The 24,007-nt window shown below is 59.4% G+C and carries 27 protein-coding genes; 16 read left to right on the top strand and 11 right to left on the bottom strand.

Annotated features, from left to right (window positions below):
* Positions 1 to 41: 41 nt before the first annotated feature.
* Positions 42 to 272, top strand: a complete 231-nt coding sequence (locus N2601_RS24210; protein ID WP_104826856.1) for a hypothetical protein — start codon at positions 42 to 44, stop codon at positions 270 to 272.
* A 36-nt stretch (positions 273 to 308) separates the two neighbouring features.
* Here N2601_RS24210 and N2601_RS24205 read toward each other — a convergent pair whose 3' ends face one another.
* Entirely contained in the window at positions 309 to 1,082 is a 774-nt protein-coding gene (locus N2601_RS24205) for a TIGR01458 family HAD-type hydrolase (RefSeq protein ID WP_260305173.1), read from the bottom strand.
* 141 nt (positions 1,083 to 1,223) lie between these two features.
* The gene (locus N2601_RS24200) at positions 1,224 to 1,664 is read right to left on the bottom strand and encodes a MarR family winged helix-turn-helix transcriptional regulator (RefSeq protein WP_445945032.1); all 441 of its coding nucleotides are present in this window, start codon (positions 1,662 to 1,664) and stop codon (positions 1,224 to 1,226) included.
* A 145-nt stretch (positions 1,665 to 1,809) separates the two neighbouring features.
* On the opposite strand from N2601_RS24200, the gene N2601_RS24195 reads away from it, so the two are divergent.
* Positions 1,810 to 2,784 (top strand): alpha/beta fold hydrolase, encoded by a 975-nt coding sequence (locus N2601_RS24195; RefSeq protein WP_260305172.1) that lies wholly within the window; start codon positions 1,810 to 1,812, stop codon positions 2,782 to 2,784.
* Between the two features lie 119 nt (positions 2,785 to 2,903).
* Here the strand turns inward: N2601_RS24195 and N2601_RS24190 are convergent, their stop codons facing one another.
* Together N2601_RS24190 and N2601_RS24185 are read right to left on the bottom strand one after the other, a co-directional pair.
* Positions 2,904 to 3,935 carry an aldo/keto reductase gene (locus tag N2601_RS24190; RefSeq protein ID WP_260305171.1) on the bottom strand — a complete coding sequence of 344 codons (1,032 nt, stop codon included), beginning with the start codon at positions 3,933 to 3,935 and terminating at the stop codon, positions 2,904 to 2,906.
* A gap of 225 nt (positions 3,936 to 4,160) precedes the next feature.
* The gene (locus N2601_RS24185; RefSeq protein ID WP_104826852.1) at positions 4,161 to 4,862 is read right to left on the bottom strand and encodes a GntR family transcriptional regulator; all 702 of its coding nucleotides are present in this window, start codon (positions 4,860 to 4,862) and stop codon (positions 4,161 to 4,163) included.
* 154 nt (positions 4,863 to 5,016) lie between these two features.
* On the opposite strand from N2601_RS24185, the gene uxuA reads away from it, so the two are divergent.
* The 10 genes from uxuA (at position 5,017) to N2601_RS24135 (ending at position 13,812) form a co-directional block, all read left to right on the top strand.
* Entirely contained in the window at positions 5,017 to 6,216 is a 1,200-nt protein-coding gene (uxuA, locus tag N2601_RS24180) for a mannonate dehydratase (RefSeq protein ID WP_260305170.1), read from the top strand.
* Positions 6,216 to 7,622, top strand: a complete 1,407-nt coding sequence (locus N2601_RS24175; protein WP_260305169.1) for a mannitol dehydrogenase family protein — start codon at positions 6,216 to 6,218, stop codon at positions 7,620 to 7,622. Before uxuA ends, N2601_RS24175 begins: the two co-directional genes overlap by 1 nt.
* A gap of 133 nt (positions 7,623 to 7,755) precedes the next feature.
* Positions 7,756 to 8,778: a Zn-dependent oxidoreductase gene (locus N2601_RS24170; protein WP_260305168.1), complete on the top strand. Its 1,023-nt coding sequence runs from the start codon at positions 7,756 to 7,758 to the stop codon at positions 8,776 to 8,778.
* A gap of 52 nt (positions 8,779 to 8,830) precedes the next feature.
* Positions 8,831 to 9,640 (top strand): transporter substrate-binding domain-containing protein, encoded by an 810-nt coding sequence (locus tag N2601_RS24165; protein ID WP_104826848.1) that lies wholly within the window; start codon positions 8,831 to 8,833, stop codon positions 9,638 to 9,640.
* Positions 9,641 to 9,701: 61 nt separating this feature from the next.
* Positions 9,702 to 10,376: an amino acid ABC transporter permease gene (locus N2601_RS24160; RefSeq protein WP_260305167.1), complete on the top strand. Its 675-nt coding sequence runs from the start codon at positions 9,702 to 9,704 to the stop codon at positions 10,374 to 10,376.
* Positions 10,373 to 11,050, top strand: coding sequence for an amino acid ABC transporter permease (locus N2601_RS24155; RefSeq protein WP_260305166.1), 678 nt, complete (start codon positions 10,373 to 10,375; stop codon positions 11,048 to 11,050). Before N2601_RS24160 ends, N2601_RS24155 begins: the two co-directional genes overlap by 4 nt.
* Complete coding sequence (locus tag N2601_RS24150) at positions 11,047 to 11,796, top strand: amino acid ABC transporter ATP-binding protein (RefSeq protein ID WP_104826845.1); 750 nt, start codon at positions 11,047 to 11,049, stop codon at positions 11,794 to 11,796. The genes N2601_RS24155 and N2601_RS24150 overlap by 4 nt, the downstream gene beginning before the upstream one ends.
* Before the next feature lie 4 nt (positions 11,797 to 11,800).
* Complete coding sequence (locus N2601_RS24145; protein ID WP_260305165.1) at positions 11,801 to 12,478, top strand: GntR family transcriptional regulator; 678 nt, start codon at positions 11,801 to 11,803, stop codon at positions 12,476 to 12,478.
* A 101-nt stretch (positions 12,479 to 12,579) separates the two neighbouring features.
* Positions 12,580 to 13,116 (top strand): recombination regulator RecX, encoded by a 537-nt coding sequence (gene recX, locus N2601_RS24140; protein WP_260305164.1) that lies wholly within the window; start codon positions 12,580 to 12,582, stop codon positions 13,114 to 13,116.
* A gap of 96 nt (positions 13,117 to 13,212) precedes the next feature.
* On the top strand, positions 13,213 to 13,812 hold the full coding sequence (locus N2601_RS24135) for a DUF922 domain-containing Zn-dependent protease (protein WP_260305163.1): 600 nt from the start codon (positions 13,213 to 13,215) through the stop codon (positions 13,810 to 13,812).
* A gap of 13 nt (positions 13,813 to 13,825) precedes the next feature.
* Here N2601_RS24135 and N2601_RS24130 read toward each other — a convergent pair whose 3' ends face one another.
* Entirely contained in the window at positions 13,826 to 14,632 is an 807-nt protein-coding gene (locus N2601_RS24130; RefSeq protein ID WP_260305162.1) for an IclR family transcriptional regulator, read from the bottom strand.
* Between the two features lie 152 nt (positions 14,633 to 14,784).
* On the opposite strand from N2601_RS24130, the gene N2601_RS24125 reads away from it, so the two are divergent.
* The 4 genes from N2601_RS24125 to N2601_RS24110 all read left to right on the top strand — a co-directional run bounded on the left by N2601_RS24125 (position 14,785) and on the right by N2601_RS24110 (position 17,855).
* Positions 14,785 to 15,660 (top strand): transporter substrate-binding domain-containing protein, encoded by an 876-nt coding sequence (locus N2601_RS24125; protein WP_104826840.1) that lies wholly within the window; start codon positions 14,785 to 14,787, stop codon positions 15,658 to 15,660.
* Between the two features lie 80 nt (positions 15,661 to 15,740).
* Positions 15,741 to 16,406, top strand: a complete 666-nt coding sequence (locus N2601_RS24120; RefSeq protein WP_104827894.1) for an amino acid ABC transporter permease — start codon at positions 15,741 to 15,743, stop codon at positions 16,404 to 16,406.
* 1 nt (position 16,407) lies between these two features.
* Positions 16,408 to 17,055, top strand: a complete 648-nt coding sequence (locus N2601_RS24115) for an amino acid ABC transporter permease (protein WP_104826839.1) — start codon at positions 16,408 to 16,410, stop codon at positions 17,053 to 17,055.
* A gap of 5 nt (positions 17,056 to 17,060) precedes the next feature.
* A complete protein-coding gene (locus N2601_RS24110; protein WP_104827893.1) occupies positions 17,061 to 17,855 on the top strand; it encodes an amino acid ABC transporter ATP-binding protein in 795 nt (264 codons plus the stop codon).
* Between the two features lie 62 nt (positions 17,856 to 17,917).
* Here N2601_RS24110 and N2601_RS24105 read toward each other — a convergent pair whose 3' ends face one another.
* The 6 genes from N2601_RS24105 to N2601_RS24080 form a co-directional block, all read right to left on the bottom strand.
* The gene (locus N2601_RS24105; protein WP_260305161.1) at positions 17,918 to 18,337 is read right to left on the bottom strand and encodes a GlcG/HbpS family heme-binding protein; all 420 of its coding nucleotides are present in this window, start codon (positions 18,335 to 18,337) and stop codon (positions 17,918 to 17,920) included.
* A 279-nt stretch (positions 18,338 to 18,616) separates the two neighbouring features.
* A complete protein-coding gene (locus tag N2601_RS24100; RefSeq protein WP_104827892.1) occupies positions 18,617 to 19,342 on the bottom strand; it encodes a ribonuclease activity regulator RraA in 726 nt (241 codons plus the stop codon).
* Between the two features lie 17 nt (positions 19,343 to 19,359).
* Positions 19,360 to 21,096: an L-arabinonate dehydratase gene (araD, locus tag N2601_RS24095; protein WP_260305160.1), complete on the bottom strand. Its 1,737-nt coding sequence runs from the start codon at positions 21,094 to 21,096 to the stop codon at positions 19,360 to 19,362.
* A gap of 54 nt (positions 21,097 to 21,150) precedes the next feature.
* Positions 21,151 to 22,014 (bottom strand): ABC transporter permease, encoded by an 864-nt coding sequence (locus tag N2601_RS24090; protein WP_104826836.1) that lies wholly within the window; start codon positions 22,012 to 22,014, stop codon positions 21,151 to 21,153.
* A 3-nt stretch (positions 22,015 to 22,017) separates the two neighbouring features.
* Positions 22,018 to 22,833 carry an ABC transporter ATP-binding protein gene (locus N2601_RS24085; RefSeq protein WP_104826835.1) on the bottom strand — a complete coding sequence of 272 codons (816 nt, stop codon included), beginning with the start codon at positions 22,831 to 22,833 and terminating at the stop codon, positions 22,018 to 22,020.
* A gap of 53 nt (positions 22,834 to 22,886) precedes the next feature.
* Positions 22,887 to 23,891, bottom strand: a complete 1,005-nt coding sequence (locus N2601_RS24080) for an ABC transporter substrate-binding protein (RefSeq protein ID WP_260305159.1) — start codon at positions 23,889 to 23,891, stop codon at positions 22,887 to 22,889.
* Positions 23,892 to 24,007: the final 116 nt, after the last annotated feature.

The following is a 24,007-nucleotide window of genomic DNA, read 5'->3' as shown; positions in this document are numbered from 1 at the left end:
GCGATGTCCGATATCATCAACGTTACAGGTTGGAGAAGACAATGCCTCCCGAAGAGATGAATGACGTGCTGACGAAGCTGCCGCTCCGGATCGGTGCCTATGTGCCCGAAGACTTGCTTGAAGATTGGTTTGCCCCGGGGACCGGCATGAACCCGGTGAGCAAGGCGGCCCTCGACAATGCCGAAGCCTATGGCCGGCGCTTCGAGTGCGAATTCAAATATTATCCGGAACGCTCTGAGGGCGTGTTTTGGAAATTTGTACCGGCGATGTAGAAGCAGCTCACGTTCACGGCACGTATATGACCCTGGTTAAATGCCGCGCTTGGCGATGATCCAATCGACCGCTGCGGAAATATCATCCACCGTTGCGGTTGGAGAAGGCTTGAAACGATTCTCGTCCTCACGACGGTATTTGCCCGTACGGACCAGCAACGCGCAGGAGACTCCAGCTCGCAAGGCTCCCGCGACATCGTTTTCGGCATCGTCGCCCACCATTACCGCTTCCGTTTTCGGGCAATGCATGCTGTTGAGCGCGGACAGGAAGAATTCGGGTGAGGGTTTCCCCAAGATGACGGCACGCCTCTGACTTGCGAACTCAAGCGCCGTCACAAACGCGCCCGCATCGAGACTAAGTTTTCCGTCCGCATCTTTGAACGCCCTGTTCGGTGCGAGCGCCAGGAAGTCCGCGCCCTCAATCAATTCCCGAAATGCCTTATTCAGCGTCCGGTAATCGAAAATCTCGCCTGCATCGCCAACAACAACAGCCTTGCCTTTGCTACCCGTCAGGTCATGAAAATCCGGCACAAGATCGGGATGGACTAGGAGGTGGGGCGATTGCTCATGTCGACCAAGCCACTCGCGGGCCGCTTGCGCGGGAGTGAACAACTCATCGCTTTTGATTGAAAGTCCGAACCGGGAAAGTCGGTCCAGAATGGCCTGCTTGCTTGAGCGTGTCGTGTTGCTCACGAAACGCACGGGAAGGCCGGCCTCGTGCAGGCGGGCGACCGCAGATGTTGCGCCCGTTATGAGGTCTTCGCCATCATAAATGACGCCGACTAGATCAAGAAGCACTCCACTGATCATCGAAGCAAATTACCTTTCTTCGTGTCATCTGGGCTCTGCCGCTCACTCTTCCGCTTGTTCTCCGCGATTTCAACTGGGGCGCTGGCCAAATGTTCCGGAATGTCGGGCTCGATGGAGCGTTGTGGGGTACTCTGATGCCGGCTATTGCTCTCCGCCGAGCATCTTCTGTAGTTCCCGGATTTGCTGGTTCAATGCGTCCAACTGCTCAGGCGTCATGCCCGAGCGCGCCATCAAGGTTTCGCCCAGGCAGCGACTCCGGGCGAAGAGGTCGCCGCCGGCTCCCGTCAGCCAAACATGGACCTGGCGTTCGTCGATCTTGCTGCGTCGGCGTTCGACAAAGCCCGCCTGTTCCAGGCGCTGCACCGGGGGGGTGATGGTGCTCGACTCTAGTGCGAGACGGTCGGCGATCGCGCCGACCGTCAGCCCATCATTTTCACCCAAGGTGCATAAGACCAGATATTGCGGATAGGTGATGCCCATCGAATCCAGCATCGGCTTGTACGTTCGATTGATAGCTATGCTTGCCGAATACAGCGAAAAGCAAAGCTGATTGTCCAAGGGGACGGGCGTGGGTTCTGACATGGACATCTTCCAATTGCGCTCATCCTTTCTATATCACGAAAAATGATATCGCGATAATTTTTTTATGGACAAGGATTCGAAATGGCTTTAAGCATATAGATATCGCGATAATAAATAGTGCGATATAAATTAAATGGAGATTGAAATGAGCCAGTCGATCAATCAAGCTACCCGCCGAGGCGTTATGACGGCCGGTCTTGGCCTGGCCGCTACAGCGGCTGTCATGCCCTTCGCGCAAACTGCACAAGCCTCTCCCGTAAAACAATCTTCGAAAGGTAAGGACATCATGAGCAGCAGCACGATTACGACCAAGGATGGAACGCAGATCTTCTACAAGGACTGGGGCACAGGTCAGCCGATCGTCTTTCATCATGGCTGGCCGCTGAGCGCCGATGATTGGGACGCGCAGATGCTGTTTTTCCTGCACCAGGGCTTCCGTGTCATCGCCCACGACCGTCGCGGTCATGGCCGCTCGAGCCAAACGGCGACTGGCAATGAAATGGATACCTACGCCGCCGATGTCGCAGAGCTCGCAGCTCACCTCGACCTGAAGGGCGCCATCCACATCGGTCATTCGACTGGCGGTGGTGAGGTTGCCCGCTATGTCGCCCAACACGGTGGCAACGGCCGGGTCTCCAAGGCGGTGCTGATTGGCGCGGTCCCGCCGATCATGGTCAAGTCCGAGAAAAATCCGGGTGGTTTGCCGATCGAGGTGTTTGATGGTTTCCGCGCCGCACTTGCCGCCAACCGCGCCCAGTTCTTTCACGATATTCCGGCCGGCCCGTTCTATGGCTTCAATCGTCCGGGTGCGACTGTCTCTGAAGGCATCATCGACAACTGGTGGCGTCAGGGCATGATGGGTGGCGCCAAGGCTCACTACGATTGCATCAAGGCCTTCTCGGAAACCGACTTCACGGAAGACCTGAAGAAGATCGATGTGCCGGTGCTGGTGATGCACGGCGACGACGACCAGATCGTCCCGATCGCGGATTCGGCACTTCTGTCGTCCAAGCTACTCAAGAATGCGACGTTGAAGGTCTACAAGGGCCTTCCGCACGGCATGGCGACCACCCATGCTGACGTCATCAACGCCGACCTGCTTGCCTTCTTCAAGGCGTAACGATCCTCAGAAAAAGAGAGCGCTCGCCGGGAGGCGGGCGCTTTTAGGCAATGACCCAGGCACTTCACTTCGGCCACGGCTGGCGGAGAAGCAATGCTCTTCCGACGTCACACCATATATTATCGGCCGCCTTCGATCTTGCGATGACGCTGATTGGCGCCGCCCTTGCCGTAGGGGTAGTCAGACGGCTGCGGTGCGCTGACCTCGTTGAGCCTGCCCATCTCCGCCTCCGATAGAGTCAGTTCCGCCGCACCGAGATTGTCGGCAAGCTGTGCGGGCGTGCGGGCGCCGAGGATGACGGAGGTCACGGCGGGCCGTGCTGCCGTCCAGGCGAGCGCTACCTGTGCCATGCTGACGCCGCGTGCCTTGGCGATCTCTTCGACGGCGGCGATAATCGCCCAGGTCCGTTCCTGCGCATTACGTGCCGCGTAGGATTCGCTGCCGCGGTTGGGGTTTTCACCGAGGCGAGTTGCGCCGGTCGGCATATGGTCACGCTTGTACTTGCCGGTCAGCCAGCCGCCGCCGAGTGGCGACCAGGGGAGCAGGCCCATGCCGGCATCCTGGCAGGCCGCGACGATTTCAAGCTCGATATCGCGAGCAAGCAGGTTGTATTGCGGCTGAAGCGTAACCGGCCGCGTATAGCCGCGCGCCTTGGCAATTTCGACGGCCTTGGCGATGTGCCAACCGACATAGTTGGAGAAACCGTAATAGCCGATCTTGCCGGCAGAGACGGCGTCATCGAGGAAGCCTAGCGTCTCTTCGATCGGCGTCAGTGCGTCCCAGGCATGCATCTGATAGAGGTCGATATGTTCAACATCGAGGCGCCGAAGCGAGTCATTCAGAGCTTGGTTGAGATGCCGGCGTGACAGACCGATATCGTTCGGCCCGTTGCCCATCGGAAAGCGTCCCTTGGTGGCGATGATTGCCTGCCGCGCTTCGGTCGGCCGCGCTTTCAGCCAGCGTCCGATGATCTCCTCCGATTTGCCGGCACTGTAGACATCGGCGGTGTCGATGAAATTGCCGCCCCAGGCGAAATAATCGTCCAGCAATATGTGAGATTCCGCTTCGTCGGCCTCCGCACCGAAGGTCATGGTGCCAAGGCAATATGCAGTAACGACAGCCCCGCTGGGACCGAGCTTGCGATAATCCATTCCTGCCTCCTCTGGTGGGAGCACCTGCATCCGATCCGCAAAGCGGCCAGCAGAGCGAGAGCCCCGTGATCTATAGCGATGTTGTGCTTGGGACGGCCTCCGGCCATCGAATGACATTCGACGCTTTGCGCTTCAGCGCAAGGGCCGCCACGGAACAATAGCCAATCATACCGCTGCGACCAAGTGGGTCTGCAAAATAAGCCGCACCGCTCTTGGCAGGACGGATCAATCAAAAATCTCAGGTCTTCGCGCCAACAGAGAGTCGATGGTGCGGAAGACCTGCTGCAGATGTTTGGCCATGTGTTTTTTGGCAGCCGAAGCATTGCCAGCTTCGATCGCGGTCACGATTGCCAGATGCTGTTCGTAGAGCTCCGCCAGGTGCCCCGGCTCGGGCAGGCTTAGGACACGAACGCGGTCAAGCTGGCCTTTGACGTTCTGGATGACCTTCCAGGCCCGTGTCAGATTGACGGATACGGACAGGATGAAATGGAAATTTTCATCCTCCGCCAAGAATCCATCCAGGTCGCTGTTGTCGACCGCGCGCTTCTGTCGCGCCAGGCTTTCATGCAGGCGAGCGACGACGGCGGGATCGGACATTTCGGTCACGCGCGCGACAACGGCTACCTCAAGCGCCTCGCGAATGAACTGTGCCTCCAGAACTTCCGAAACACGGATCGGCGCAACGAATGTGCCACGCTGGGGAAAGATATCGACCAGCCCATCCTCGGCGAGCTTGATCAGCGCTTCACGAACGGGCGTGCGGCTGACGCCGAGCATGAGGGCAAGCTCCTTTTCGCTCAAGGCCTGCTTGGGCGCGAGGCGGAGATTGAGGATCGACTGGCGAATATTGCCATAGATCTGCGGCGCCATCGGCAGTTTCGGATCGATTGCAAGCAGGGATGACGGTTTTCTATCGGTCAGAGCCAATGATGTTCTCCTGTACGGGGTGGAACGCTTTTAGCACAGAGGCGTGACGGCGCGCACTGACCAGCTTCATTGACATGTTACCATGGTAGTGTATTTGAATCGAGAGCGATTATTGCCTGGTTTGGTGGCGTAGGTTTTCAAAGGAAAAGTCAGGATGAGACATACGTGGAGATGGTTTGGACCGATCGACAAGGTCAGCGTCAGAGACGCCGTTCAGGCTGGCGCGGATGGCATCGTCAGCTCCCTCCATCATATTCCGACGGGTATGGCCTGGCCGCTGGAGGAAATCCGCAAGCGGCAGGATGAGATCCGGCAGGGCGGATTAGAGTGGGAGCTAGTCGAGAGCATCCCGGTTTCCGAAAGCATCAAGACCATGTCCGGCGATTGGAAAGGCCATGTGAAGGCGTGGGCGGAGACTCTCCGACGTCTGGCCGAAGCAGGAATTTCAACGGTCTGCTACAATTTCATGCCGGTTCTCGACTGGACCCGTACCGACCTGCGCTGGACGACGCCCAGCGGCGCAAAAGCCATGCGTTTCGATCTTGTCGATTTCATCGCGTTCGATCTGCATATCCTGCAGCGGCCGGATGCGGTGAGCGATTATTCCGCTGAAATGGTGGAGGCTGCCGCCCGGCGCTTTGTCGAGATGCCGGAAGAAGAGCGCTCGGTGCTTTCGCGCAGCGTCGGGGCCGGACTTCCCGGGCAGGCAGAGGCCTATACCCTGTCGGAATTACGCGCCGAACTCGCGCGCTACAGCGCCATTGATGCTGACCGCCTTCGCGGCAATCTGGTCGACTTCCTGTCCGAGGTTGTGCCGGTCGCCGAGGAGTTGGGCATGCGGCTCTGTGCCCATGGAGACGACCCGCCATGGCCGCTTCTCGGCCTGCCGCGCATTCTGTCGACCGAAGAGGACTATGCGCGCATCCTGAAGGCCGTGGACACCCCGGCCAACGGCGTTACCTTCTGCACCGGCTCGCTCGGTGCGCGCGGAGACAACGACCTGCCGGCGATGATCTCGCGGCTGGCCTCGCGCATCCATTTCGTTCATCTGCGCAATGTCCGCCGCGAAACGACGGCGCAGCCGGGTTCCTTCTTCGAGGACGAACATCTTGAAGGAAATGCCGATATGGTCGCGGTAATCGCCGCGATCCTTTCGGAAGAGCGGCGGCGCAAAGCCGAGGGGCGCGCGGATCATACGATTTTCATGCGGCCCGATCACGGCCAGGAAATTCTGGATGACTTGGCGCGCGGGGCGCAGCCGGGCTATCCTGCCATCGGCCGGTTGAAAGGCCTTGCAGAATTGCGGGGCATCGAGCGCGCCTTGTCACACCCTCAATATGGATTGGCCCGCTGATGGAACGATTGACTGCCCGCACGCAACCACATGATTCAATTCAGTCTCCCGCTTATGACCGGCAGGTTCTGAAGCCTGGGATCGTCCATATCGGTCTCGGCGCTTTCCACCGTGCGCATCAGGCGGTTTATACGGATGCGGCGCTGGCTCACGCATTTGGAAACTGGGGCATTGTCGGCGTCAGCCTGCGGTCGACCGAGATCGCCCATGATATGCAGGCGCAGGACTGCCTTTACAGCGTTGTTGCGCGTGACCGCTCCGGCGATAGCGTCCGGGTTGTCGGCTCGATCGTCGAGGCGCTTGCGGCCAGCGAAGATGGAGAGGCTGTCCTTGCGAGACTCGCCGATCCGGCCGTCCATGTCGTCACACTGACCGTCAGCGAAAAGGCCTATGGCATCGATCCCGTCGGCGGCGGAATTGATCATGCCCATCCCGCAATTGCCAATGATTTGAAATCGCCGGCCCGCCCTTCGGGCGTGATCGGTTACTTGACCGAAGGACTTGCCCGGCGGTGGGATAAGGGGCTGCCGCCGTTCACCGTGCTTTGCTGCGACAACCTGCCGAGCAATGGCCGCATCGTCCGCCGTCTTGTGACTGAGATGGCGCAAATGCGCGATCCCAACCTTGCTGCCTGGATCACGGAAAAAGTGTCCTTTCCTTGCAGCATGGTGGATCGCATCGTTCCGGCCGCAACGGCGGAAACCCGCGCCCGCGCCGAAAGTCTCCTGGGAGTGGAGGACATGCTGTCGATCGAGGCGGAAACCTTCTCGCAATGGGTGATCGAGGATGATTTCGTTTCGGATCGCCCCGTCTGGGAGGCGGGCGGCGCGCTCTTTGTCAAAGATGTCGAGCCCTACGAGAAAATGAAGCTGCGGCTGCTCAACGGTTCGCACTCCCTGATCGCCTATCTCGGGCAATTGCAGAAGCTCGAGTTCGTCCGCGACGTCATGAGTGTGCAGGAGAATGTCGCGCTGGTTCGGCGGCACATGCAGGCGGCGGTGCGCACGCTCGATCCCGTGCCCGGTATCGATCTTGCCCACTATATGGATCAGTTGGTGGAGCGTTTCGCCAACCCGGCCATCGCGCATCGCACGCTGCAGATCGCCATGGACGGCTCGCAGAAACTGCCGCAGCGGCTTTTCCAGCCCGCCGTCGACGCCCTTTCTTCGGGGAGCGACGGAGCGGAGTTCGCCTTTGCTACGGCTGTCTGGATAGCCTTTCTCAAGCGGGCCGATACTCTGGACGATCCGCGCGCCAGCGAACTGTTGAAGGCCGCGGCGGACACGGGGCATCCGGACGACGAAACAGCCTCCTTCTTTGCTGTGCCGGGGCTTTTCCCGGGGGAACTACAGGCAAACAGGGCCTGGCGTGACCTGGTGAATTCGCTTCTGGAATCCTTTCTTTGAGACGAGAGGCGCTTTGTCGGTGACAGCCTAAAAAACAACCTTGCGCCTCCCAGCATTCTTGGATACAAGTATGCAAGCTTCGCATCAGCCACTTCTTTAAGTGTGTGGCTTGAGGTGGGAGCAGGGAGGATACATGGTTGCGATAGCGGTACGCGCGCCTCATCGGCTGGCGTTGGAGGACGAAAATTCTTCCGGAGAATTGGCGCCGGGCGAAGTTTCGATCCGGGTCAGCCGCGCCGGTATCTGCGGTTCGGACATACACATCCTGCACGGCTCGAACCCGTTCGTCGTCTATCCCCGCATCATTGGGCATGAGTTTGCCGGCACGGTGGAAGCGATTGGTGCCGGCGTTTCACGCCTTGCGGTCGGGGATCATGTGGTCGCCGATCCCGTTATTTCCTGCGGAAAGTGCCATCCCTGCCGCATCGGCCGATCGAATGTCTGCGCCAATCTGCAGGTGATCGGCGTTCACCGCGATGGCGGCTTCCGGTCGGTGGCCGTCGTCCCGGAAGACAATGCGGTAAAGGTTTCATCGTCCCTTGGTTTCGACATAGCCGCTCTTGCCGAGCCGCTGGCGGTTGCCGCGAATGTGCTGTCGCGAACGGGCTGCGGGCCCGAAGATGCGGTGTTGATTTATGGCGCTGGCACCGTCGGCCTGACTGTGCTGCAGGTCGCCAAAATGAAGGGCGCGCGCTGCATCGTTGCCGATATCGACGACAGGCGGCTTGAGCGTGCTCGTGAATTTGGCGCCGACCTCGTGTTCAATTCTTTGGAAAAGTCCGTTCCAGACATGGTTGCCGGCGAGCTGGACGGGCTCGGCCCATCCGTCGTTATCGATGGTGCCGGAATTCCTTACCTGCTTGAGGAAGCATGCCGTGTCGCCGCGCCTGCCGGCAGGATCGGATTGCTCGGATTTTCCTCCGCGCCTTGCAATGTCAGCCAGCAGGAAATCGTCCGCAAGGAGCTGAGCCTCGTCGGTTCTCGTCTCAATCGCCGTTTCATTCCAGAGGTGGTCGGCTGGTTGGAAAGCGGCGCGCTCAAGCCGGATGCGATGATCACGCAGACCTTTGCCGCTGCCGACGCGGCCGCAGCCTTTGATCTCATCGAACAGCATCCCGAGCAGACACTCAAAGTGCAGCTCGCCTTCGATGCCTAATCACCGCCGCTTAGCGGAAGCATTCAACCTAATGACCTGGGAGGGTATATCCATGTTCTTGAGACGCGCATTTTTGGGTCTTCTTAGTGGTCTGGCGATCGCCGCAACCGTTTCGGTTCCGGCCTTCGCGGAATCCGGCAGTGTTCTTCAGTCGATTCTTTCCAACGGCAAGCTTCGCGTCGCCGTGCTCGGCAGCCTGCCGCCTTATGCAACCGTCGGCGCTGACGGCGTGCCTGTCGGCTACGACATCGAAATCGCGAAAAAGCTGGCGGCGGCATTGAAGGTCGATCCGGAATTCGTCGTTACCGATATTCCAAGCCGCGTAACGTCGCTGCAGACCGGCAAGGTCGACGTGACGATCGCCGACTTCACCCGCAATGTCGAGCGCTCGACGTCGGTTGCTTTTTCGAACCCCTATGTGGTGACGAATATGCGGCTGCTTGTGCCGGCAAGCGCGCCCTATAAGACGATCGATGAGGCCAATGCCGCCAAGATTCGCGTTGCTATTTCCCGCGGCGGTACGGCGGAGCGCGCCGTGCCGGCCCATATGCCCAACGCCCAGCTCGTCCGTTTCAACACCCAAGCCGACGAACTCAGCGCTCTGCTGTCCGGACAGGTCGACGCAATGGCGGAAGACGATTTCTACAACCGCAAGGCCATCAGCGACAATGCGGGCAAGCTTCGCCAGGTCGACGGTTCGCTCGCGCGCGCTGAGATAGCGATCGGTGTGCCGGCGGGCGATGCCGATTGGCTGCGGGTCGTCAACCTGTTCGTCGACCAGTTCAACGCGTCCGGCGACAACAAGGCGCTTTTCAAGACGTGGTTCGGCTTCGACCAGCCGGCGCTGCAGGCACAATATTGATCCAAGGGAGCGGCGTTGAGCCGCTCCACCATCCCGCGGAGAGGACTTGGCGGAGGGGACCATGCACTACACGCTCCAGTTTCGCAGCATTCGCGAATATCTGCCGCTGCTGTGGGATGCCGCACAGACCACGCTGAACCTGTCGATTCTCGCGATCGTCCTCAGCGTGATCATCGGCTGCGGATTGGCAATCATGCGGCGCAGCCAGAGCCGGCTCTCGCGCGTCTTGGCGATCGCCTATATCGAGATCATGCGGAACACGCCGCTTCTCGTCATTCTCTATATCGTCTATTTTGCGCTTCCGGCCATGGGGTTGCGGTTCTCCTCCTTTACTGCCGCCTTGATAGGATTGACGCTCAACAGCGCCGGTTACATGGCCGAGATCATCCGCGCAGGGCTTGTCGCCATCGCACATGGCCAATTCGAAGCGGCGCGAGCGCAGGGTTTCAACCCCGTCCAGACCTATCGCCATATCATTCTGCCGCAGGTCTTTCGGGTCATCTACGCCCCGCTCGGCAATCAGGTGATCGCAGTCATCCTTGCCTCCTCACTCGCTTCCGCGGTCGCCGTGGAGGATGTGGCCTCGTGGATGCAGACGGTCGGCTCCACCTCCTTCCGGTTCTTTGAAACCTTCCTGGTGGCGGCGGGCGTCTATCTGGTTCTTTGCCAGGCGGTGAACCTCATGCGCCTTGCGATCGGCCGCATGCTTTTCAGGGATAATGGTACGCGCCGATGAACCACGACCTGTTTTCCTTTTTGCCGCTTTTTCTGAAGGCCGCCGCACTCACGATCTGGTTGTCATGGCTGGCTCTGATGATCGGTGCCGTCGCGGGTGGCTTCGTGGCGCTGGCGCGGACGTCCCGCTGGTGGCCGCTAAGAGTGGTGGCTCTGCTTTTTGTCGAATTCTTTCGGTCCATTCCGATCCTGATCGTGCTGTTCTTCGCCTATTTCGGCCTGCCGGTCATGTTCGGGGTTGATATTTCGACCTTTACGGCGGCGACCCTCGCGCTGGCGCTGCACGCCACGGCCACGATGTCCGAGGTCATGCGCGCCGGCATCGAGAGCGTGGGACGCGGCCAGTGGGAAGCTGCACAATCCTCCGGAATGACCTTTGCTCAGACCATGCGGCATGTGGTCGGCCCGCAGGCATTGAGGGTCGTCCTGCCGCCTTCGGTCGGTGTCTATGTGACAACGCTGAAGGAATCCTCGCTCGCCTCGATCATCGGCTATGTCGAATTGACCAAGACCGGTCTTCTGGTCCGCGAAAGCACGGGCGGCAGTTTCGCGCCGCTGCTGATGCTCGGCGTCCTTTATTTCCTCATCAACTATGGAATCTCGCTGGCGGGAGGCGCGCTTGAGCGGCGCTACAACGTCGGAACGAAGCTCATGCTCGCGGGAGGCGGACAATGACGCAGGCAGTCCTCGAATTCGACAATGTGGTGAAGCGCTTTGGCAAGCGCACCATTCTCGATGGTATTTCCATGCAGGTACAGCCGGGTGAGATCGTCTGCTTCATCGGCCCTTCCGGCACCGGCAAATCGACGCTGCTGCGTTGTGTTAATGGATTGGAAGACATCCAGGGCGGCGAGATCCGCTTCGAGGGCCGGCCTGTGCTTGCGCATGAGCGCGGCGCGATCACCAGTGTCCGCCGCCGGATCGGCATGATTTTTCAGCACTTCAACCTTTATCCGCATCTGACCGCCCTGCAAAATGTCGTGCTCGCCTCCGTGGTCGTGCATAAACAGGATCGGAAGACGGTCGAAGCGCGTGCAAAAGCTCTGTTCGAACGGGTGCGCCTGTCCCACCGGATGAATGCCTATCCGGCGCAGATGTCGGGAGGCGAGCAGCAGCGGGTGGCGATCGCCCGTGCCCTTTGCGCCGAGCCGCACATTTTGCTGTTCGACGAGCCGACCTCGGCGCTCGACCCGGAAACCGTCGGCGAGGTTCTCGGCGTCATGCGCGACCTTGCTCGCGAGGGCCGCACAATGCTAGTCGTCACGCACGAAATCCGTTTCGCCGCCGATGTCGGCACACGGATGATTTTCATGGACGAAGGCAAGATCGTGGAAGACCGGGAACCTCGCGCGCTGATCGCAAATCCGAGCAGTGACCGAGCCCGGCGCTTCCTGAGCACCATCACAGCAGAGGCGCATTGAACCGATGGCCGTATCACCAATCCGCCCACGGATGAGCATCAAGGACCTTTATGACGTCCTTTATATGCGGATACTGACCGGCGAACTTCGGCCGGGCGCGGCTATTTCGGAAACACGGATCGCCGACGAGGTCGGCTTGAGCCGAACGCCGGTTCGGCAGGTGTTTCAAAGGCTGGCGGATGCGGGCTTTCTGGTCGTCGTGCCGCAGGTCGGCACCTATGTTGCACCCATCGAAATCAGCGCGGTTCGGGACGCGCAGTTCGTGCGCGAAATGCTGGAATGCAGCGCCGTCGCCGAAGCCGCCACGTCACCCGTGGCGGACAAGGAAGCGCGGCTGCACCGGTTTCTGGAGGACCAGCGGCGATTGATTGGCAAGGGCGATCACATCGGCTTTTTCCTGTCTGATGAGGCGATGCACCGCGCGTTGATGGAAATCGCCGGGCATCCCCATGTCTGGGGCATGATCGCGTCGGCAAAAGTGTCCCTCGACCGTCTTCGCTATCTATCGCTCGAGCGGATCGATTGGCTGGAGATGATCTTTCGTCAACACGAGGATTTGGTCCATCGCGTTGTCACGGGCGATCCGGATGGGGCGACCAAGGTGATGCAAGCCCATTTGCGCACCGCTTTTGCCGCCATCGAACGGATCGCCGCGGAAAATGCAGATTTCTTCGCGGAATAGCGTTCAGGTGCGCAAGGGGATTTCGTTGCGAAAACAGGGTGCATGACGTAGACACCTTCACCTCGAAACTCCGTTTTTCTGATTCTGAACATCCTCTGCCCATGGATCAAACTCCTACGCCCCGAATGCTGGCCTGGGCACGCAATTCGACGATCTATCGCCTTGAACGCAAGATGATGACCGAGAAGCAGTTGTTCGATGCGATTGCGAGAAAAGCGAAACAGAAGTTTGAAGACATCAGCGATGCGCAGATCAAGGCCGTCGCTGATTTCGCGGTCCAGTTCGCTTATGACCAGAACGCCCTTAATGACGTCGCCTTTGCCGAGATCAGCACGCGGTCCGCGATGCGCTCCGGCAAATCAAGGAAGGCCATTGGCTACAAGCTCGCTTCGAAAGGCATAGACAGCAACACGGTGATGACGGCGTTGGACGCCACGAACGACTTGTTCGCGGCCATCATCTTTGCCCGCAAACGCGGCTTCGGGCCATTTCGGAGAGATGAGCCCGATGAGAAGCGAAAGGCGAAAGAACTGTCCGCATTCGCCCGCAACGGATTTGGCTTCGAGATCGGCAAGGCGATTTTCCATATGAGCCGGCAGGAGGCCGAAGAACTCCTGCAGTCATCGCCGGTCGTCTGAGCGGGACGAGCTTGTTCGGATTCTCATCGTCCGATTGAAAGCGGCATTTGCACCCGGTAGTTTCGCCGGCATTGGGCATTGTTCATGGGGATTTGCATGAAGGCAGGCGTTCGATTTTGTGTGCTGACAGTGTGTTTTGCATCATTGCCGATGGTTGCGCACGCCCAGTGGCAGGCCGTCGAGAAGGTGAAGACCTATGCCATTGCTGGCAAGTCTGGCGCGGATCTTTATGAATCGATCGGCGAGAAAGGGCCTGAGGTTGGCGGTGGAGCGCGCGCTATCGCACACACGGGTTTCAAGCTGACCTGGACGAGGAAATACGAACCGCAGGGCGATTCCTGCGTCCTAGTTTCCGCACAACCGAAGCTGACAATCACCTACACGTTGCCCAAGCCTGCGGAGCAGTTGCCGGTCTCGACCAAGAGAAGCTGGGAGATGTTTATCGCCGGCGTGCACAGACATGAGCTCGTGCATGGCGAGATGATCAAGGACATGGTGAAGGAGATTGAGACCGTGAGCGTCGGCCTCAGTGCCGCCGACGATCCTGAGTGCCAGAAGATCAGGAGTGATCTGACGAAGCGCCTGTCCGAGATTTCCGACAGACAGCGTCAGCGAGCCCGGGATTTCGACAAAACCGAACTCAGCGACGGCGGCAATCTGCAGCAGCTCGTGCTGAAATTGGTGCGGGAACAATAGGCCCCGTTGGGATCTATTGAGCCGCGGTCAGATAGTTGTTGCCGATCGAAAGGGCTTCCGCGGTGCGAACGAGCTCTGCGCCCAGGGCCGTTTTGTGGTCCTCCGAAACATCGATCGGCAGGACGAAGCAGATGGTCGCTTCGACGATGCCGTTCGAGTTCCAGATGGGGGCGGCCATGCATTGGGTGAAGCTGTTGATCAAGCCCGTGGTGACGATCAGCTTCTTTTTTTTGGCCTCGCTGCATTCGCGGGCGAAATCCTCAAGGTCGACCGAGCGTCCGTCGGGAAGGGTCAGGTCGCCTTCCTCCAGCAATCTGCCGATTTCTTCTTTCGGCAGATGCGATAGCAAAAGCCTTCCCGATGCCGTCCAGGGGATCGGTACCTGCGATCCGATCTCCGAGCTGATGCGGAGCGGGCGCGAACCTGGGGCGGCATGGACGATCGCCTGCTTGTTCCTGTGGCGCACACAGAGCTCGCTCGTCTCGCCGGTCTGTTTCGAGAGCCGCTCGACTGCTTCCCTGCCGCGAATAATGATGTCGTTTTCCTGCAGGTAACGCGTGCCATAGAGATAAAGCAGCTTGCCGAAATAGACCCTATTGTCGCTGCCGTTCGTCTCCAGAATACCCGCATCAGAGAGGATACCAACGAGATCGTAGATGGTCGATCGCGGCGCGTCGATCGCCTTGGGCAGATCGGCGAGCCGTACCGGTTGTCCGGCCTTGTTCAGATAAGCGAGCAATTTCAAGACTCTATCGATACCGCGCTCACGAGGTCCGTGGGCCTCCCGGGTCTTTCGCGCACCTTCGTCGTTCGAAACCATGCCAGAAATGCTCCATTGCTGCCGCTCTGGCATTGCGCCAGCGCCAAAATCGGTATATCGTCCTAAATATAAGAAACGTGTCTTATATATAAGACGGAAGCTTGAAAAACAAGCTCGACTACGGGAACTTTATCTCAAACGCGGAGGCTTACATGAACGATATTTCGCAGCGTCGTGATTTTTTGAAGCTGGGCCTGGGTGGCCTGGCGGTCGGTACTGCCGTTGGCCTTATGGCCAGCAGCGAAGAGGCGGCGGCGCAGGCAGCCAGCGACAGCCTGCTGCGCACGGTGCTGGATCGAGGCCACCTGATTGTCGGCACCGGCAGCACCAACGCTCCCTGGCATTTTGAGAACGATGCCGGAGAGCTGGTCGGCATGGACATCACCATGGGCCGCATTCTCGCCAAGGGCCTGTTCGACGATGAAACCAAGGTCGAATTCGTCAAGCAGGATGCGCAGCAGCGCATTCCAAACATCGTTACCGGCAAGGTCGACATTACCATCCAGTTCATGACGATGTCGGCGCAGCGTGCGCAGCTCATCAATTTCTCCCGGCCCTACTACGTCGAAGGCGTGGCTCTGCTGACCCGTCCGGACGCCGACAACAAAACCTTTGACAAGCTCCTGGCCGGGGGCAGTAGCACGCGCGTTTCCATTCTCCAGAACGTCGACGCGGAAAAGACCATTCACCTCGTTCTGCCGGATGCGCAGGTCATGCAGATCGACACCCAGGCGAACGTTCTACAGGCTTTGGAAGCCAAGCGTGTCGATGCGGCCGCGGTCGATCTGTCGACCGTGCGCTGGCTTTCCTCGCGCAATCCCGATCGTTATTTCGATGCGGGCAAGCAGTGGAACAGCATGCTTTACGGCGCCGGCGTCCGTCAGGGCGATCTCGACTGGCTGTATTTCGTCAATACGACGTTCAACACCGCCATGTTCGGCCATGAATCGGCGCTCTATGATGCTGCTTTCAAGGAGTATTTCGGCCTGGATGCGCCGGTGCGCAAACCGGGTTTCCCGACCATCTGATCTGGACGGAGCCAGCGCGGCTTCGGCTGGCGCTGGCTCCGCCGCAGACATCGATCGCTTAGCGGGAGATAATGGCCGGCATGGGCTATCACCTGAATTTCAATCTTATCTGGCGGCACATCGACAAGCTGTGGGGCGGGCTGCTGCTTAGCCTCGAGTTGGCGGTCATTTCTATCGCCATCGGTGCCTTGATAGGGCTCGTCCTCGCCATCTGGTATGTATCGGCCGGCAAAATTGTGCGCCGTTTCATTGCCGCTTACGTCGAGTTCATCCGCAATGTGCCGTTGATCCTGCTCGTCTATCTCGTCTTTTATGGACTTCCGACCGCTGTGAACATCGCCTATAGCGCGACGACCTCCTTCGTCATCACCTTGTCGGTCTATGCTGGTGCCTATCTCGTTGAGGTGTTCCGATCCGGTCTCGAAGCCGTGCCGCGCGGCCAGATCGATGCGGGCAAGGCGATCGGGCTGACGCCGTTGCAGCGGCTCCTCTATGTCCGCCTGCCGACGATGACGCGCATTACCTTGCCTGCGCTATCCAATACCTTCATCTCCTTGTTCAAGGATACGTCGGTCGCCTCGGTCATTGCCGTTCCGGAGCTCACCTACGGAGCGCAATGGATCAATTTCAACACCTTCCGCATCGTCGAAGTCTACATCATCGCGACCCTGATGTATCTCGTCACCGGCTACCTCATCTTGTTCGGCCTGCGACGGCTGGAAGGTCATTTCAGGGTGGAGCGCTAGTATGGCTGCGATCGTCTATGCTCTGCCGTTCCTTCTGAAAGGGCTGCTGATCACGCTTTGGGTCTCCGCGATCGTTGTCGCGCTTTCGCTTTGCATCGGCATCGTCTTTGGGGTCGGGCTGATCTACGGCCCCTGGCCGATCAAGCTGCTGGTGCGCTTCTTCAGCGATTGTATCAGAGGCATTCCAATCCTCGTTCTCATCTTTATCGTCTATTATGGATTTCCGGCACTCGGCCTGCATATAGTCGCCTTTTGGGCCGGTGTGGTTGCCTTGACGCTGTTCAAATCGGCCCAGGTCGTCGAATACGTGCGCGGCGCAGTTCTCTCCATTCCCAAGGGACAGATGGAAGCCGGCATGGCCATCGGCCTGACTTTTGTGCAGCGCCTGCGCTACGTCATCTTCCCGCAGGCGACACGCCGCTTTCTGCCGCCCTGGATCAATGGCGTGACCGATGCGGTCAAAGGAAGTGCTCTGATTTCGCTGCTCGGCATCGTTGACCTCATGCAGTCGATCAACGAAGTGATCGGCCGGACCTATGAGGCCATGCCGCTCTACCTTCTCGGAGCCTTCATCTACTTCGCGATCAACTACAGTCTCTCCAGCCTGAGCCGGAGAATGGAGCGCCGCTACTCCTACATCAGGGATTGACCGTCATGAACAATATACAAGCTGCCACGCCGCTCCTTAGAATACGTAATGTCGCCAAGGCGTTCGGACCCGTCCAGGTTCTGCATTCCATCGATATGGATGTCGCTAAAGGCGAGGTGGTCTCGGTCATCGGCCCTTCGGGCAGCGGCAAGACCACGCTCCTGCGCTGCGTGAACTTTCTCGAAAGCTACGACAGCGGGTCGATCCAGATCGATGGGGCCGAAGTTGGCTATCGGGACGGCACCAATCAGCAGCGCCGCGGCGAGAAGGACCTCGCACGCATGCGGGCCGAAACGGGCATGGTCTTCCAAAGCTTTAATCTCTTTCCGCATCTGACTGCCGCGGAAAATGTGATGCTCGGCCTTCAGAAGGTCCGGGGCAAGCCGAAGAAGGAGGCGCGGGAGATAGCCGAGCATTGGCTCAGCCGCGTGGGACTCGGACACCGCATCAACAATCTGCCGTCGGAATTGTCGGGTGGTCAGCAGCAGCGCGTCGGCATCGCCCGCGCCGTGGCCATGGACCCGAAGATTCTGCTGCTTGATGAAATCACCTCGGCGCTCGATCCGGAACTGGTGAACGAGGTTCTCGATGTTGTCAGGCAATTGGCGGAGGAGGGCATGACGATGCTGATGGTCACCCATGAGATCGCCTTTGCCAGGGACGCCAGCGACCGCATCGTCTTCATGGCTGATGGAAAAGTGTCCGCTCAGGGAGCGCCGAAGGATCTTCCGGCGCTTGTGGCGGAGAATGAACGGCTGAAGGCTTTCTTGTCCCGCTTCCATGCGGCCGCGGCCGTCTGAGATTGAACGGGAGAATAGAGACATGCACCGTTCGCAAATGGCCGGACTGAGGGAAACTAGCCTTAAACGGCATCGGCTCCAATGGCAGCAAGTGCGGCGCGGGCGACCTCGAAATCCTGATCGCCTGTGCCCGACCCTACGCCGATCGCGCCAGCAAGCCGGCCGCGGAAACGGATGGGCAGGCCGCCCGGCAGATGCGTGACGCCGCCTTGCGAGGCAATGCCGGCAGCGGTGCCGAATTCGAAGGAGATGGCGCCGGTCGGCGCATTGATCGAGGCGGCGGTGCGGGCCTTGGCGCGAGCCGTATGCATGCTTAGATATTTTGCGCCATCCATCCGGATGCTCGCGATGGTTTCGCCGCTCGCGTCGACAATAAAGACACACTGCGGAATGCCGATCTTCTCGGCATGGGCGATCGCTGCCGCAAGAGCCTGCATTGCGCCGGCATGGGACAGGGCCAGGGTTTCGCGTGTGACGGACATGGGCTTGTAACTCCTCAACTATCAAATTCTCGCGGCAAAGATCGGCTGCCTGTAGCTAGACCGTTATGCGCATAATTGGCAATGCCAAGAGGCGAGGCCGCCAACACCCGTGCGCAGCCAAGGGCAACGAATTTTCAGACGACACCAAAAGAAGGGGTCCTCATAGATCAAATTAGATAATATCGATAATATATTGATATAATTATTTATTCTCAAAAATAATCCCGTCCCCGTAATCGGTGACGGGATTTCGGTTCGACATAGCGCTGAAGACGCCGATCAGCGTCCTTTCTGCTTCCGCCACTCGGCGAACTTGACCTTCGGCGCGTCGCTGGTTGCCGGGTAAAGTCCGATGATGGTCGCGCCGTTAAGGACTTCCTCGGTGACGAAATCCTCGTAAGCGGTCATTTCGACAGTCTCATCGGCGATTTCGTCGGCGAGGTGGGCCGGGATGACGATGACGCCCTCATTGTCGCCGACAAGAACATCGCCGGGGAAAACCGCGACATCGCCGCAGCCGATCGGTCCATTTATTTCGATCGCCTGGTGCAGCGTCAGGTTTGTCGGCGCGGACGGGCGGTGATGATAGGCGGGAATGTCGAGATTGGCGATTTCCGGACTGTCGCGAAAACCGCCATCAGTCACGACGCCGGCGACGCCGCGCACTTGCAGCCGCGATATCAGGATCGAGCCGGCCGAGGCAGCGCGTGCATCCTTGCGGCTATCCATGACGAGGACGGCGCCGGGCGGGCACGCTTCCACTGCCGCGCGCTGCGGATGTTCAGGGTTGCGGAAGACCTCGATCGTGTTCAGATCTTCGCGCGCGGGGATGTAGCGCAGCGTAAAGGCCTGGCCGACCATGTTCGCTTTCTTCGGTGACAGCGGGCGAACATCCTGGATGAATTGGTTGCGAAGGCCGCGCTTGAAAAGCGCCGTGGCGATCGTCGGCGTGGCAACGCCCATAAGCTTGCTGCGGGTCTCGCTGCTCAACACGTAATTGCTCATGATATCGTCCTTTGCGGTCAATAAATATCGGGTTCGCCCGGCGTCGGGCCGAAACCGGTTTCCAGGAAATCAAAGTCGCAGCCCGTATCGGCCTGCGCTACGTGGCGGGCGAACATCCAACCATAGCCGCGGCCGAATTTTTCCGCGGGTTTGACCCAGGCTTCGCGCCGCCGCTGCAATTCGTGGTCATCCACGAGCATGTCGATCCGCCGTGCTTCAAGATCGAGGCTGATAATGTCGCCGTTCTTCAGCAGCGCCAGCGGGCCGCCGACATACGATTCCGGGGAGACATGCAGGATGCAGGCGCCGTAGCTCGTGCCGCTCATGCGGGCATCGGATAGACGCAGCATGTCGCGATGGCCTTGCTTCAGCAGTGCCTTTGGGATCGGGAGCATGCCCCATTCCGGCATGCCGGGTCCGCCCTGCGGGCCGGCGCCGCGCAGCACCATGACATGGTCGGGCGTGATGGCGAGATTTTCGTCGTCTACCGCCGCTTTCATCTCCGGATAGCTGTCGAACACCAAGGCCGGTCCCTGGTGCTTGTGGAAGCGCGGATCGCAGGCGGCCGGCTTGATGACGGCTCCGGTCGGCGCGAGATTGCCCTTCACGACTGCCAGGGAGCCCTCGTGATAGACGGGATTGTCGAGCGAGCGGATGACATCGTCATTGTAGCACTTGGCGCCCTCCAGGGCCTCGCCGAGGGTGATGCCGGAAACGGTCAGCGCGGAGAGATCGAGCTTGGTGGACAGCTTTGCCATCAGCGCACGCAGGCCGCCGGCATAGTAGAAGTCTTCCATCAGGTAGGCCTTGCCGGTCGGCCGGATATTGGCGAGCACCGGCGTCGTCCGGCTAGCCTTGTCGAGATCGTCCAGCGTAAGGTCGACGCCGGCGCGGCGCGCCATGGCGATCAGATGCACGACCGCATTCGTGGAACAGCCCGTCGCCATAGCCACTGCAACTGCGTTGCTGACGGCGGCGGCCGTGACGATCTTCGAGGGGACAAGGTCTTCCCAGACCATCTCGACAATGCGGCGGCCGACGGCCGAAGACATGCGGATATGGTTGGAATCGGCTGCCGGGATGGAGCTCGCTCCGGGCAAGGTCAGGCCCAACGCCTCGGCAATCGCCGTCATCGTGCTCGCCGTGCCCATCGTCATGCAGTGGCCGTAGGACCGGGCGATGCCAGCTTCGACGTCGACCCATTCCTTCTCCGAAATGGCGCCGGCGCGGCGCTCGTCCCAGAACTTCCAGGCGTCGGAACCGGAACCCAGATATTCGCCGCGATAATTGCCGCGGAGCATCGGGCCGGCGGGTAGGTAGATCATCGGCAGGCCCATGCTGAGCGCGCCCATGACGAGGCCGGGCGTGGTCTTGTCACAGCCGCCCATCAGCACGGCACCGTCGACCGGATGCGAGCGCAGTAGTTCTTCCGCCTCCATCGCCAGCATATTGCGATAGAGCATAGTCGTCGGTTTGACATAGCTTTCGGACAGTGACAGCGCCGGCAGTTCGAGAGGAAAGCCACCGGCCTGAAAGATGCCGCGTTTGACATCTTCGACCCGGTGCTTGAAATGCGCGTGGCAAGGGTTGGCGTCGGACCAGGTGTTGAGGATGGCGATGACGGGCTTGCCCGCCCATTCTTCCGGCGCATAGCCCATCTGCATGGTGCGCGAACGATGTCCGGAACTTCTGAGGTCGTCGGGCGCGAACCATCTGGCGCTGCGCAAGCCCACAGATTTCCTTTTGATATTCATTATGTTGAGACCTTATATTCAACTATTGGCCGAGGACTCGAATTTGCGCGGGCGTCATTCCTTCATGCCCCATTTCTGTAAGGTTCGGCGCTCGATCGTCTGGAAGACCAGGTTCTCGACGATAAGGCCGATGACGATGACCGTCAGCAGGCCGGCAAAGACCGAGGGTATATCGAGGAGGTTGCGGTTTTCGAAAATGAACCATCCAAGCCCGCCTTGACCGGAGGAAACGCCGAAGACGAGTTCGGCGGCGATCAAGGTGCGCCAGGAGAAGGCCCAGCCGATCTTCAACCCCGTGAGGATTGATGGGAAGGCGGCAGGGATCAGAATGCGGAAGACATAGGAAAGTCCGGTCAGCCCGTAGTTGGCCCCCACCATGCGCAGCGTGCGCGAAACGCCGAGAAAGCCGGCATGGGTGTTGAGTGCAACCGCCCAGAGCACGGAATGCACGAGCACAAAGACCAGGCTCGCGGGGCCGAGACCGAACCAAATGAGGGCGAGCGGCAGCAGCGAGATCGCCGGCAGCGGGTTGAACATCGCCGTCATTGTTTCGAGAAAATCGGTGCCGATACGGGTGTTGATTGCGACAACGGTCAAAATAGCGGCGAGGACCGTCCCCGTCACGTAGCCGGTCACCAGCACCTTCAGCGTCGTCCAGATGCGCTCGGGCAGAACGCCGTCTGCAAAACGATCGTAGAGCGCCGTCAGCGTGTCGCTGAGTGTCGGGAAAAGCAGCGGATTGTCGAGATGCCGCGCATAGCTCTCCCAGATGATGGCCAGGACGACTATCAGCAACGATTTGCGGAAGAGGCTCGACTGCCAAAGAAGTTCGATGGCGCCGAGTTTCTGCTCGACAGAGGCGATGTGGCCTGCGGGTTCGGTCCTCTCAGGCGCGAGGATGATCTGCGGTGCGTTCATGGCCTATTCCCTATGTCCGGCTTCGGCAAACAGCATGTGATGGATTTCGTGTTCCAGTTCCGCGGCTGCGGCGGTGTCGTGACGGACGGATTCGACATTGCGAACCTCGGCCTTGACGCGGCCGGGATGCGGGGAAAGCAGCAGGATGCGGTTCGAGATCTTGATTGCCTCGGCGATCGAATGCGTGACGAAGATGACGGTGAAACGCGTATCCTCCCAAAGCTGTAGAAGCTCGTCCTGCATCTGCCGGCGGGTCAGCGCGTCGAGTGCGGCAAAGGGTTCGTCCATCAGCAGGATATCGGGTTGCATAGCCATGCCGCGAGCGATCGCCACACGCTGTTTCATGCCGCCCGAAAGCATATGCGGATAGGTATCGACAGCCCGGGTGAGCTTGACCTTATCGATATAGTCGCGGGCGATGGCTTCGGCTTGCGCACGAGGCAGGCGCCGGGCGGTCGTCAGCGGAAACATGACGTTTTCCAGGACGGTCTTCCAGGGCAGGAGCTGGTCGAACTCCTGAAAGACCATCATCCGGTCCGCGCCGGGCTTCTTGACGGGTTGCCCCTTGATTTCGATGCGGCCTGCCGCCGGCGTCAGATAGCCGCCGATCGCCTTCAGCAAGGTCGATTTTCCGCAACCGGATGGTCCGAGGAGTACGAAACGATCGGATTGCGCTACCGAAAAGCTGACCTCTTCGGTGGCGGTGATCAAAAGGTTCGGCGTCTTGTAGCGAAGCGTCACCTTGTCGACGTTCAAGAGTGGTTTGGCCTTGGCCATTTCAGCCGGCACGGCATCGGCTGCAATTTTTGCCTGAAGCATAAGGCTCCTCCATGAGAAATAGCTGAGGGCGGCATTGGCGCCGCCATCAGGCTTCAATTGCCATTCAGATCCGCCGCTTCCGGCAGATAGTAGTCGGTCCAGGCCTTGGGCATCGTCTTCAAGGTCCCGATCTTGTGGAGATGCGCCGCAAATTTCATGGTTCCCTGCGGATCCATGCGGAATTCCATCATGTGCGGCTGGTTCAGGATCGTCAGGAGGTCGTCGACACTGGTCTTGTCGCCGCTGACCGTCTTGTAGGCCTCGACTGCTGTCTTCGGGTCCTTTTTGATCACACCGATGGCGTCGGCCGTCGCTTCGCGTATGGCCTTGATGATCGTGGGGTTGGCATCAGCGAATTGCGTCGTCGTGAAGAAGGTGCCTTGCGTCAGCTCGCCACCGATGATGTCGCGGGAATCGACGACTTGATGAACGCCCGGCTGCTTCAGTTCCAGATATTGGAAGGGAGGGGCCGAGAAATGGCTTTTCACTTCATGGTTCTGGTTTGCAAGCGCCGCCATGGCGTCGGGATGGCCAAGCTGCACCGTATTGGCATCGAACTTGTGTACCTGATCGTCGCCATACATCTGAGCGGCGGCCATCTGCAGCAGGATCGCCTGCGTCGAGACGCCGACCGTCGGCACGGCGATCTTATCGCCCGGCTGGATGTCCTTCAGCGATTTGATGCGCGGATCGCGCGAGACCATGATGACCGGCTGCGCGGAGTTGGTGACGATGCCCTTGACCTTGCCTCTCGTGCGATCCCAGAGCAGCAGCAGATTGCCGGTGCCGGTATTGACGATGTCGACGCTGCCGGCAAGAAGCGCGTCCGTTTGCGCGCCGCCGCCGCTAAAAGTACGCCATTCGACCTTGACGCCCGGCAGGCCGTCAGCTTCGGCGCGTTTCTCGATCAACTTCTGCGTCTCCATGACGTGGCTGACGAGATAAAGAATGCCTGGCTGGCGTGTGATCGAAATATCGGTCTTTTCGGCAGCGCTAGCGGAAAACGTGCCGGCCAGCATTACGGCAACCGCGGTCATGCCGCGAAGAAATCCTCTCATTATGTCCTCCCAAATGACGCAAACCCGTGAAATCGCGTTTACATAAATTGACTAAAGCACTAATGTATCAGTGCATCAAGCCCTAAATTGTGCTTTATGAACTTACGTTCTCGATC

The sequence above is a fragment of the Rhizobium sp. CB3060 genome (genome assembly GCF_025200735.1).
Taxonomy (GTDB): domain Bacteria; phylum Pseudomonadota; class Alphaproteobacteria; order Rhizobiales; family Rhizobiaceae; genus Rhizobium.
This window is presented reverse-complemented; position numbering and strand designations above follow the sequence as displayed.